At 56.5% G+C, this 11411-nt stretch carries 10 protein-coding genes and 1 pseudogene; 9 read left to right on the forward strand and 2 right to left on the reverse strand.

Annotation, left to right across the window (positions count from 1 at the left end; translation table 11 throughout):
* The 9 genes from AIIKEEIJ_RS07280 to AIIKEEIJ_RS07320 all read left to right on the forward strand — a co-directional run.
* Nucleotides 1-786: exopolysaccharide biosynthesis polyprenyl glycosylphosphotransferase (locus AIIKEEIJ_RS07280; RefSeq protein ID WP_161995311.1), on the forward strand; the 786-nt coding region annotated here is incomplete at its 5' end.
* A gap of 131 nt (nt 787-917) precedes the next feature.
* Entirely contained in the window at nt 918-1817 is a 900-nt protein-coding gene (locus AIIKEEIJ_RS07285; protein WP_202916699.1) for an N-acetylneuraminate synthase family protein, read from the forward strand.
* 536 nt (nt 1818-2353) lie between these two features.
* Nucleotides 2354-2854, forward strand: a complete 501-nt coding sequence (locus tag AIIKEEIJ_RS07290; protein ID WP_161995312.1) for a glycosyltransferase — start codon at nt 2354-2356, stop codon at nt 2852-2854.
* Between the two features lie 6 nt (nt 2855-2860).
* Nucleotides 2861-3994 (forward strand): glycosyltransferase, encoded by a 1134-nt coding sequence (locus AIIKEEIJ_RS07295; RefSeq protein WP_161995313.1) that lies wholly within the window; start codon nt 2861-2863, stop codon nt 3992-3994.
* A 46-nt stretch (nt 3995-4040) separates the two neighbouring features.
* On the forward strand, nt 4041-5234 hold the full coding sequence (locus AIIKEEIJ_RS07300; RefSeq protein WP_202916700.1) for an acylneuraminate cytidylyltransferase: 1194 nt from the start codon (nt 4041-4043) through the stop codon (nt 5232-5234).
* Between the two features lie 837 nt (nt 5235-6071).
* Nucleotides 6072-6659, forward strand: coding sequence for a hypothetical protein (locus AIIKEEIJ_RS07305; protein WP_161995315.1), 588 nt, complete (start codon nt 6072-6074; stop codon nt 6657-6659).
* A gap of 1 nt (nt 6660) precedes the next feature.
* Nucleotides 6661-7968, forward strand: coding sequence for a capsular polysaccharide export protein, LipB/KpsS family (locus AIIKEEIJ_RS07310; protein WP_161995316.1), 1308 nt, complete (start codon nt 6661-6663; stop codon nt 7966-7968).
* On the forward strand, nt 7949-9211 hold the full coding sequence (locus AIIKEEIJ_RS07315) for a polysaccharide pyruvyl transferase family protein (RefSeq protein WP_161995317.1): 1263 nt from the start codon (nt 7949-7951) through the stop codon (nt 9209-9211). The genes AIIKEEIJ_RS07310 and AIIKEEIJ_RS07315 overlap by 20 nt, the downstream gene beginning before the upstream one ends.
* Nucleotides 9212-9344: 133 nt before the next feature.
* Nucleotides 9345-10514 (forward strand): hypothetical protein, encoded by a 1170-nt coding sequence (locus tag AIIKEEIJ_RS07320; RefSeq protein ID WP_161995318.1) that lies wholly within the window; start codon nt 9345-9347, stop codon nt 10512-10514.
* Nucleotides 10515-10587: 73 nt separating this feature from the next.
* On the opposite strand, the pseudogene AIIKEEIJ_RS07325 reads toward AIIKEEIJ_RS07320, so the two are convergent.
* Nucleotides 10588-10926, reverse strand: a pseudogene (locus tag AIIKEEIJ_RS07325) (dTDP-4-dehydrorhamnose 3,5-epimerase family protein); the annotation flags it as partial.
* A gap of 2 nt (nt 10927-10928) precedes the next feature.
* A partial coding sequence (locus AIIKEEIJ_RS07330; RefSeq protein WP_274386505.1) for a sugar nucleotidyltransferase occupies nt 10929-11411 on the reverse strand: 483 nt, incomplete at its 5' end.

The raw sequence follows: 11411 nt of genomic DNA on the forward strand, positions 1-11411 counted from the left end.
GTCGTCGTGACGGCAACCGAAACGCTCGGACACGAGGGAATCCGCGACTTGGTCTGGGACCTCGAACCCTACGAGGCGGATCTCGTGGTTGCCACCGGCGTCGTCGACGTGGCCGGCCCACGCATGGAAATGCGTCCCGTTGCTGGCTTGCCCCTCATACACGTGGAGAAGCCGAGTTACCACGGCGCCAAGCGGAGCGGAAAGCGCGCATTTGATCTGATCTTCGCAACCATTGCGCTCCTCTTGCTAGCTCCCGTCTTCGCAGTTGTTGCCGTGGCAATCAAGTTGGACAGCAAGGGACCGGTGTTCTACCGTTCCGAACGTATTGGTCTGGACGGTCAGCCCTTCGGCATGATCAAGTTCCGCTCCATGGTCATGGACGCCGACCAGCAAGTAACGGCTCTTATAAAGCAGAACGAGGGTGCCGGACTTCTCTTCAAGATGCGGGAGGATCCGCGAATCACGCGCGTTGGCAGATTTATTCGCCGGTATAGCATTGACGAACTCCCCCAATTCATCAACGTTGTACGTCGGGAAATGAGTGTCGTAGGTCCTCGGCCTCCGCTGCGTAGAGAGGTTGAGAACTACGATGGCATGATACGCCGGCGCCTTTTGGTGAGGCCGGGCGTGACAGGGCTATGGCAGGTGAGTGGGCGTTCGGACCTTTCGTGGGACGAATCGGTTCGCCTGGACCTGTCATATGTCGAGAACTGGTCGATGGTTAGCGATATATTGATAATCGCGAAGACAGTGAAGGCAGTTATTGCCGGTGAGGGCGCCTACTGAGTCCTCATCGATCGATCAACTTGCCGATGCGGAATCAAGTGGAATACCACAACAAGCGCTGCCGCAACCTACATTAATCAGTTCGCGTTCCAATAACCTGGGCGCATGTCCACACCTGCCAGGAGGTAGTCGTGTCTCAAAATCCGATTGTGCCATTCGTCATTGCCGAAATCGGCTGCAATCATGCCGGTGACCTGGAGATCGCAAAGAAGATGATCTCCGTCGCGGCAAACTTCTGCGAGATTGATGCCGTCAAATTTCAAAAGCGAGACAACAAGGTTCTTTTCTCCGAGGAAGAGTACAACGCGCCGCATCCGAATCCGATGCACAGCTTCGGCGAGACATATGGTGCCCACCGAGAGTTTCTCGAATTCACGATAGAACAGCACGTTGAATTGGCTGAACACTGCAGGAAGGAAGGCGTCGTTTACTCGACTTCAGTGTGGGATGTCCCGTCGGCGAAGCAGGTTGCAAGTATCAACCCCGAATTCATAAAGGTTCCGTCCGCGACCAACCTCAACTTTGACGTCCTTTCTGTGCTGATTGATGAATACGGCGGAAAAATCCACATTTCTCTTGGTATGACCACGAGGGAGGAGGAAGAACGGATCGTTGACTTCTTGCGAGCGAAAGGCCGCATCGACGATGTCGTGTTGTATGCGTGTACTTCCGGATATCCGGTTCCCTTTGATCAGCTCGCGCTGATGGAGGTCAAGCGCCTAAAGGATACGTACGGATCCGAGCTGTCCGGTGTCGGCTTCTCTGGCCATCACCTTGGAATAGCCGCCGATGTTGCGGCCATGACCCTTGGGGCGACCACCGTTGAGCGCCATTTCACCCTAGACCGCACCGCCAAGGGAACAGACCACTCGGCTTCCCTTGAACCCGACGGGCTCCGGCGCCTAAAACGGGATCTGAAGCACGTCTCGGCCTCGCTTCGTTACAAGGAGGAGGAACTGCTGGACGTGGAGATCGCCACCCGAAAGAAACTCAAGTGGACCCCAGTTAACGAAAGCTCCTTCGCAGTCTGAAGGTGGCACGACCGGTCGGAGTGAAGATGACCCACCAGGCTAGCGCCATGAAGGTTCGCGTTTTCAATTGCCTACCGACGACGCTGGCGCACTACGCCTCCGAACTATCCGACACTCTGGCGAGGCTTCAGGTCGAGGTTACGCAGGTCGACAGTCGGGTTCCAATTGACTCTTCTCGGAGCATAGTCGTACGTGGATTGTCGCATATCCGACAGGCGCGGGAGATCTCACGTTCGGATCTACCCACTATCGTGATATGGCCAGCGTTCGGATGGCTCGATGGGTCGTTATGGTCACGGAGTCGATCTAGGATTCTTGAGATATCGCACGACCCGGTCCCGATACGCCGGCAATTCCTAACCGGACGATTCTGGAATGCTGTCGCTAAACGGTCAATGCGCGTCGAATGGCTCTGCCACACGGAAAGCGCCGCAAATGCGGCGGTGCAGGTTATAGGGACTAGACCTCGCATAGCACTGCACCCGGTCCTGAGTACATCACCGCCAGCGAGGGAAATATTGCCCGGTCGTCGGGGCGTGGTCTCCGTGCTGGGACAATTCAAACCCTCGCGGAATGTCGACGTTTTGCGCGAAATTGCCGAGACTCTTTCGCCCGAGGAATACGATCTCCAGATCATTGGACGTGGATGGCCTCATATTGACGGTTGGCGCGTTACCGATCGCTTTGTGAGTGAAGACGATCTCGACCGTGCCCTGGACGACAGTGACGTGGTTGTCATACCGTATCGGAAATACTGGCAGAGTGGCATCGCGGTACGGGCAGTAGAACGCGGAGTTTCTGTAGTCGGTGAAAGAACGGAGTTCTTGACAAGACTGCTAGGGGCAGACTATCCGGGTCTCGTCAATAATAGCGATTCCTGGCCGCATACGATAGCTGCTGTAGCTAACCACCACGATACGCAAACACATGCGGCGTACGTGAAGGCTGTCGATGATAGCTGGCGCCCGATTGTGGACCTTCTTCGCTCGCCCAGCCACGTCCGTTCCGATAATAACCGTATTTTCAATACTCGCTAGGAGAAAATGGTGACCCGTTCCGTCGCAATCATCGGGACAAGAGGATACCCAAGTTATTACGGTGGCTTCGAAACGTTGGTACGGCGATTGGCTCCCTACCTAGCCGGCAGTGGATGGTCGGTGACTGTGTACGGACGAGCGGCCGCGGCGGCCACCAAGGCCTCTGAGCGGGATCCACGAGTGAATGTACTTAATACCTGGGGCATCGAGACCAAGTCCCTCAGTACGCTGACATATGGCCTCTCGTCGACCGCATCAGCACTCGCTAGGAAACCCGATGTTGCGCTAATCATGAATGTAGCCAACGGTTATTGGCTTCCGATGCTGAAAGCCGCGAATATCCCATCTGTGCTCAATGTGGATGGAATCGAGTGGGAGCGAGCCAAGTGGGGGGCCGCGGCAAAGTCTATATTTCGGATTGGCGCGACGATGACCGCCAAGTTTGCCGATCACCTTGTCTACGACTCGCCTGAAATTCAGCGACGCTGGGAGCGCGACTTTGGCCGAAGTGGCACTTACATACCGTACGGAGGCGACGTAGTAGGTGATCTCGGTCCGGTCGACGGCCTTGAAAGAGGTGCGTATGCTCTGCTCGTCGCACGATTCGTTCCGGAGAATACGGTGCCTGAGTTCCTTGAGGCAGCGCGTGAGATCAGTCGCAATTATGACGTCGTGATCGTTGGGTCCTCAGGGTATGGCGGGGCGATCGAGGATGAGGTTCAAGCCCTTGTCGACACGAACCCGCGAGTTCGCTGGATGGGCCATGTCAGTGATGATCTGAGGCTCTTCTCGTTATGGAGAAACGCGGGGGCTTACTTCCATGGCCACAGCGTAGGTGGAACGAATCCAGCACTCGTTCAGGCTATGGCGTGTGGTGCGCCGATCGTCGCGCGGGACACCCCCTTCAATAGGCATGTGCTCGGCGCTGCAGGCGAATTTTGCTCCCCAAACCCGAGCGACATCGCCTCGGCGGTCCTCAACCTACTGAAGAACAACGTACGCCAAGAAGCGTACGGCGAGGCAGCTCAACGGCGAGCAGCGGAGTCCTTTGGCTGGGAGCAGGTATGTGCCTCGTACGAAGCCACACTGGCCTCGGCGATCGCAGCCTCCACTTCAGGCATCCACGCAGCGAGGCGTTGATATGGGCGGAATTTCGGATGGACACACCATCGCTACGGGATCGGCGGTGGCCATCATCCCCGCTCGCGGCGGGTCAAAAGGGATTCTAAGAAAGAACCTTCGTCGAATCGGCGGGCGTGAACTTGTAGCCCGTGCAGTCGACGTCTGTAATGCAACAGCAAGCATCGAGCTTGTAGTTGTCTCAACTGATGACGAAGAGATCGCCTCGGTGTCGCGTCAATCAGGTGCAACCGTCATCATGCGTCCTCAAGAACTGGCATCGGACATTGCAAGTTCAGAGGCAGCGCTCCTCCATGCGTTGGACGAGTTAGAACAGCGCAATTGCCTGTTGCCCTCTACGACCGTGTTTGTACAGTGCACTAGTCCGTTCATTCGAGCGAATGACCTTGACGACGCGATCGGTAGGCTGCATGAGCACGGTGCAGATACGGTGCTATCAGTCGCGGAATCTCACCGCTTTATTTGGAGGGAACACGATGGCGCACTTGTCGGCGTAAACCATATCGGAGGTCCAAGGAAGCGTCGACAGGATCTCGGAATTGAATACGCCGAGACCGGAGCGTTCTACGTAATGAGGACGGAGAAATTTCGAAGGCGTCGGCAGCGATTCATGGATAGAACGGTCGGCTTTGAGGTTCCGGAGTGGACGGCAATTGAGATTGATACGGAAGTGGACCTTAGGATTGCCGAATCCCTTGCTCACCTGGACGCCAGCAGTATCGGCGATCTGTCCGGGATAGCGGCGCTGGTTACCGACTTCGATGGGGTCCATACTGACGACACCGCGTACGTCTGCGAGGACGGCCGCGAACATGTGAAGGTCAGTCGGTCCGATGGAATGGGTATCAGTATGTTGCGCGACGCCGGCCTACCGATTCTCATCCTGTCCAAGGAAAGAAATCCCGTGGTCTCCCGACGAGCGGAAAAGTTGAGAGTAGACGTACGCCAGGGCGTCGACAACAAACTACCGGCCGTTATCGAGTGGATTAGTGCGCTGGGGATTCCTCCACAGAAGGTCGCATATGTCGGAAATGATGTGAACGATCTGGCGTGTATGAACTACGTAGGGTGGCCGATTGCCGTGGCGGACGCCGCGCCGGACGTCGTGCGGGTTGCACGCCACGTCCTCAAGAAGCGAGGTGGCCACGGGGCTCTCCGGGAGCTCGGTGATCTACTCATGGCAGCCGGGATCCACTCTGAGTCATCTTCCATGGGGCAACTCTTCAGTCAGCCTTCGTAACCCCGTCGTTGCAGATTGGAGGGACTCGACGTGAAGACTGAGGGAGCGCGACCACCTCGCGAAAATCCTGGTATTCGGGTGATGGCGACATCTCGCCTAGTCGCGCCCCCCTGGGTTCTCAGTATGGAGACAGGGAAGCGGCCGCTGCTTGTGTCCGTGGGAAGTGCGTCGATCCTAGCGGTGCTCACTGCCGTGCGGTTTGTCATGATGGTCAGGCTGCTGGAACCCGAACAGTACGGGCTGCTTAACCTGCTGACGACCGTCTCAAGCCTGCTTCCAATGGTGGTCATCCTTGGCATTCCGCTTCATCTACAGAAGATCGTTAGAAACAGCGGCACACAGTATATCCACTTTGGAATAATCCGAGGATTGACGGCGTGCGGTCTCACCTTCTTGCCGACCGTTGTGGGATTGTACGCAGTCCTCCGCCCGTTCGTGAAATCAAGTACGGAACTGGCAATCTCGGCATTTGCGGTAGCAATTGTCTGCCACGGAATCGGGTGCGCGATATTTTCCTCCCAGCTCCTACTCGGGGCTGGGTACCGTGCGACCGCAGCTGCATCCTTGCTTTGGGTGAACTCGGCCCTGACATGGACGATGTGCATTCCTTATCTTATGAACTGGTCCAGCGTGCCGGCAATATTGATTTCTTGGGCTGCGGGATGTTTCCTATCGGCAGGTCTCGTCATGGCCGGAGCTTGGCGGCTTTCGGACCGAACCGGACCAGACGCTCGTGTGAATTCACTGCCTCCAGTGTATGGGCGCCCTCGGCGGTTGTTTTTAGACGGGATTAGAACGATTCCAACATTGGTAGGGCCGTGGCTCCTAGTTTTTGTGGTGCGATATTTGCTGGGCCTCAATCTCGGCGAAACTGCCATGGCGGAGTTCTCAATATCATCGACGGTTATCGAGTCTGCTTTTACAGTTGCGGTCACTGTTATTACTTTCTCTGCAAACCGTCTATTGGATGGCGCCACCCGCCCGCTCGGTCCATTCCTATGGTCAACCGCAAGTCTACTCGCAGTGTCTATTCCGGCGCTGATTCTATTGCCGACGGTATTGGGTGAGTTCGCTAATGACGGATATTCGTTCTCCATCGAAATATCGCTGGTGCTCTTACTCGGGGCAATCGCGCGGCTATATCTTTCCTCTTGGCGTCAACGATCATTGGCGGTCGGCACGTTAGGAGCGCTCTCGACGCAGTTTATTGCAGTAACTGCAATAGCAGCTATGTTCATTGCGATATCACGGCCGAGCGAAACGATCGTCTATGCATTGGTTCAAACGACATCCTATCTCGTGATAGCGGCTTCGCAACAGTGGTTCACGTCCCGGCGGGAAGGTCGTTCGGTGCCAGTACATAATGGCGCCCCTCGCGCATTGCGCATGGGGGCGTCGTCCCGAGCCTCATGGGGAGGAAAGTGAAATGGTCCAACAGCGTAAGGTGTTGTTTGTCGCCGTTGGTGAAACGGAAGTTCAGGGCTATCGATTTTTGGCTGAACGTATGCGGGAAGAGGGGTATGAATGTCGCGTTGTGACGTGGCTTCCCAGGCTATCTGGATGTGGCGTTGATTCGATTCACGCGATGTCAAAGGATATTTCGACCTCGCAATTCGATACTTCGCTCGCGGTTCAACTCGGATTTCCGGACCCTGGCATGGCGGCGGATTTTGACCGGGACTGGCACTTCGCGACGGCCGCTGCGAAGCGACGTCACGTACTTCGAATAATTTCAACGGGCGAATTCATCTTCCGGAGTTGGGGTCCGAACGTGATTGTCTCTGCCGTTGGAGGTGAGACGACTCGAGTTGTGTTCGAAGCCCTAGGTAGGCACTTCAATTGCGTTTCACTGTACTTTAACGCTATTCCGCTTGACGAGCGCTTCGTGCTACTCCCTTCGATGTCGGCGCCCTTTGTTCCACATCCGGGGGAGGTCGGCTACAAGCCGTCGGGCAGCGCTTCGAGGGTGAGTCGAGCAGCGGCGGTCTCGCGGGCTACGTTCAGAAGCCATCTACAGGACTCGAAATGGGACGCCCTTGTTCGTCTTTACGAAACTAAGATTCGCGATGCAGGAATTTACCCGCGAACTTGGTATGAGCGCAAGTCGATAAGCGGTGTAAAGTCCGCCATTCTGTCGCGTATTCCTTCGCCGGCGACTTTTGGAGAGGCGGATGGCGTGAATGTGCTATATCCGATGCACGACGAGCGAGACTTTCAGGTTGCCGTTCGCGAACGACATGCCGTGCCTCAGGTGCACCTCTTGAAGTACGTCGCTTCGACACTGCCGCCGGGCTATCGGCTCTGGATAAAGCCCCATCCTCATCACCTTGAGGCGCACCATCAACTGTTATTGCGAGAGATCAGAGATATTCCGAACATCGGATTCCTGAATCCGCAAACAAGCTATGTGGATGCGATCAATGGCTGTGATGTGGTATTCACGCTTGCCTCGACGCTTGGATTCGAAGCTCTCAAGTTAGGAAAGCCTGTTGTGTGCTACGGAAGCCCCTTCTACGGCGGCTATGGCATTACAATGGATGTTCGTGATCCTAGACTTATTTCGGAATCTATCACGAAGGCCGTTGGGAGCGTCCCAGACCAGAATGCAGTTCATGGTTTGATTGCGCGGATGGAGGAGTATTCATGGAGTGGTCAATTTACCCCACTTCGGCTTGAGGAGAACAATCTTCTTTCACTGCTGGACGGAGTATTCGATGTCCTCACTCGTCACTGACATCGTGCGTAAAATCCGTGTTTTTTCATTGGCGCTGTTTTGCATCGCCCTTTCCCGGACCAGGCCTGGCGCCTTCATGATTAGTAAACGCCGAACGGGCTCGGGCAAATCTAGTGCAGATACCCCTGCACCGCGGCGATCGCTGGTGCTGATTGGTGCATATGGAAATTCGAACTTTGGCGACGATATTGTTGCTGTGAGTATTGTCGAGTCTGCTCGTGCGCTGAATTTTGACTCCGTGAGAGTGATCGGTAGGAGGCCTGATTTTGACCTCCTTGAGGCGGACGTTCCTGGAGCTCAAATGCACTTCTGCGGTGACGGGTTCGCGGGGTTGATCGAGACCTGGAGATCGATTCCGCGTGCTGGATCGAGTCTCGATGTGGCGATCCTGGGGGGCGGAGGGTTGCTTGAGGGAAAGATGGACGATGTCAATGTTCATCGGTTGGTGTTGGAATATTGCGGCAAGCTTCTCATAGCAAGGATCCTGGGCTACACCGTTCTGGTGCACGGTATCGGCGTGTCGCCTGTACTTTATTCGGATAGGTGGGTTTCCCGAGGAGTTTGTAAGGCGCTTTCGATGGCAAGAGGGATTTCTGTGCGCGATCAGAAGAGTGTGGATGTGCTGGCGGCTAATGGCATAGATGCCGTCCTTGTACGTGACCCCGCCAGTAGTCTCTTTTATCATATGGCACCGGCTTGTAAGCGCCGTCCAAGAACCGTTGGCATCGTGCTACTGGATAGGTATCGGTGGCCGAGTTTTGAGCGTGCTAGAGACTCGCAGGAGACGCTTCGGCAGGAGGACCTTCGTGCTATTGCGGTTCGGATGGTGGATTGGAGCCGCAATGGCCTGAGGTTAGAACTGTTCGAGTTTCATTGGAGTGACGGTGCGGTCCTGAAGGACTTGGCTTCTGTTTACGCGGACATGGGCGGTGACACTGAAGCCTTGAGGTTTAATGGCGGATGGAGAAGCTGCACAGAGCCGTTTCGGCGATTGATGGAGTGCGGAACCGTCTTCACAATGAGATTTCACCCTGGCTTAGCTGGGCTGATTGCGGGAAATTCGGTTGAAGTGGTCGGTGACCTGCAGAAGCTTGAATCCTTACGCGTGGGAATGAATGGCGATTCAGTGTGGAAATATCCGAGCTCTTTCGGAGACCCGGAAGATTTCCTCGTTCAAAACCTTGATTCGAGTGTGTACCCGACTCGCAGTTTAGGACGTAGATCTGAGTCGGCGGGCAGGTGAACTCATGACGATGACTACCAGAACGTTAGATTGGGCCAGGTCGTCTAATGGAGATTTCTCTCGTGCCAGTCCTGTAAGTGGCCTGAATGTGACATTATGCGTTCTTCTCGTTGTGGGAAGTACGACTGAACGAGTGGTCATTGGATATGGCGGGTATTCGTTCTATTTTGCTCACATCTTGTGCTTCATAATGTTCCCGATGATTGTTATGGGGACTCGCGGTGCTCGGCCGCTGTTTGGTTCCGTCTTCTTGTTGCTGGTAGTCGGCGTGGCAGTTGGTATGCCGGCGGTTATGTTGTTCGGTTCGGGTAGCCGTACGGGGTATTTCCTTCAGCTCTTTGCGAATGGCGCGCTGTTCCTGCTGGCGTATGGGTTGTTTTGCTCGCTTTCGTCTTCTCAGCTCAGGACGGTCGTTCGTGTGGTGACAGTTGCGCTAGCCCTGGGGTGTCTGATCCAGGTGGCCCTTTTTCCGGCGCGTAGCGCCAGCATGGGGGTCCGACTTTTTGGTCTGCCGCGTCCGGTACTGCTATTCAATGAGCCGACCTGGGTGGCACTTTTTTCGGTGCTGATTCTCGCTGGCGCGGTGGCGATGGGACTGCGATGGTGCTCTGTCTTGCTCGCTGCGTTGGTTCTGGCAATCTTCACTCGGTCGGCGTTGGTGATTGCTGTGAGCTTGGCACTAGTATCAATTCCGGCCCTCAGGCGTTGGGCAAAACCTGCTGCGCTCGCACTCGTTGCTGGCTTCAGCGTGTTCTCCGGACTTTTCGTTTACAGATCGGTGAGTGCGGGGCAGAGGGTTCGTCAGATAACGTCCCTTGATACGCGCCAGTTGGATATCTTTGCAATCAGGCTTGCGAACGGTGGTGATTTCTCTCCGTTTGGCTCTGAGTTTGTGAAAGTGTTCGACGTGGTGCGTAATCGAGTGGTTCCGACGACGAGTAATGTCCTGTCGTTTGATTTCTACTGGAAGTTCGGCGTCGGAGGCTTGGTATTTTTCTTGGTATGGGCGTGGATGGTCTCGTGGTATTTGCCACGGCGAGTGGGGGCAGGTTTCGGCGTCCCTACTGTATGGGGGCCGTGGGTTGCACTAGCGCTCCTACCTGGAGTGATGCAGTTCAATAATGCGTTTGGGCGACCGTGGCTGTGGGTGCTGATTGCGTTCTTGCTGGCTACGATCAGGCTGTGCAGACTTGAGGTAAGCGGTTGTGCGAATGGGTTCCACTCTGGCGGTTTGGAAGGTCAGCGTCTCAACCCGCAGGCTCGTATCGGATCTCGGGATTTTAAGACCGCCTTGGGTTCGTGATGTGTTGTTATTTGAACCAGGTTCACCAGGGCAGAGGGTTGAATCGGCGCTAGCAAAGTAGAATCGGATCTAGAAGGAAGATCGCGCGGCGGTCGACGTCGTCGAGCAGCACCGCGTCCCACTGCCCGAAGGTGGGGGAGCCGACGCGCAGGTCGACGACGACGTCGAGCACCGCGCCGGCCGGGCAGGTGACGTACTTGGCCTGCCCGGGGGGGACGTCGGCGTAGTGGATGCCGCGCAGCACCCCGGCGGCGGAGACCGAGCAGTTGGCCTGGGCGAGGTCGAGGGCGCGTCCGGCGGCGTCGGTGAAGGTGGGCTGTTTGAACCACTCGTAGAAGACGCCGCGGTCGTCGCCGAACTGTCGGGGGGTGATCTCGTAGGCGCCGGGGATCTTCAGTTCGCGGTAGTGCACCGTCAGTGTCCTTCCCGGTCGAGCAGGTCGAGCAGGTAGCTGCCGTAGCCGGATTTGACCAGCGGCGCGGCCAGGGCGCGCAGGTCGTCGTCGGTGATGAAGCCGCGCCGCCACGCGACCTCCTCGGGGGCGCCGATCTTCAGGCCCTGGCGTTGTTCGATGGTACGGACGTAGTTGCCGGCGTCGAGCAGCGAGTCGAAGGTGCCGGTGTCGAGCCAGGCGGTGCCGCGCGGCAGGACCTCGACCTGGAGCCGGCCGGCCTCGAGGTAGGTGCGGTTGATGTCGGTGATCTCGTATTCGCCGCGGTCCGACGGGCGCAGGCCGCGGGCGATGGCGACGACGTCGTTGTCGTAGAAGTACAACCCGGGCACCGCGAAGTTCGACTTCGGGGTGGCCGGCTTCTCCTCGAGCGAGAGCGCCCGGCCCTCGGAGTCGAACTCGATCACCCCGTAGGCCCTGGGATCGGAGACGCGGTAGGCGAACAC

This window comes from Rhodococcus sp. YH1, from assembly GCF_009939605.1.
GTDB lineage: Bacteria > Actinomycetota > Actinomycetes > Mycobacteriales > Mycobacteriaceae > Rhodococcus > Rhodococcus aetherivorans.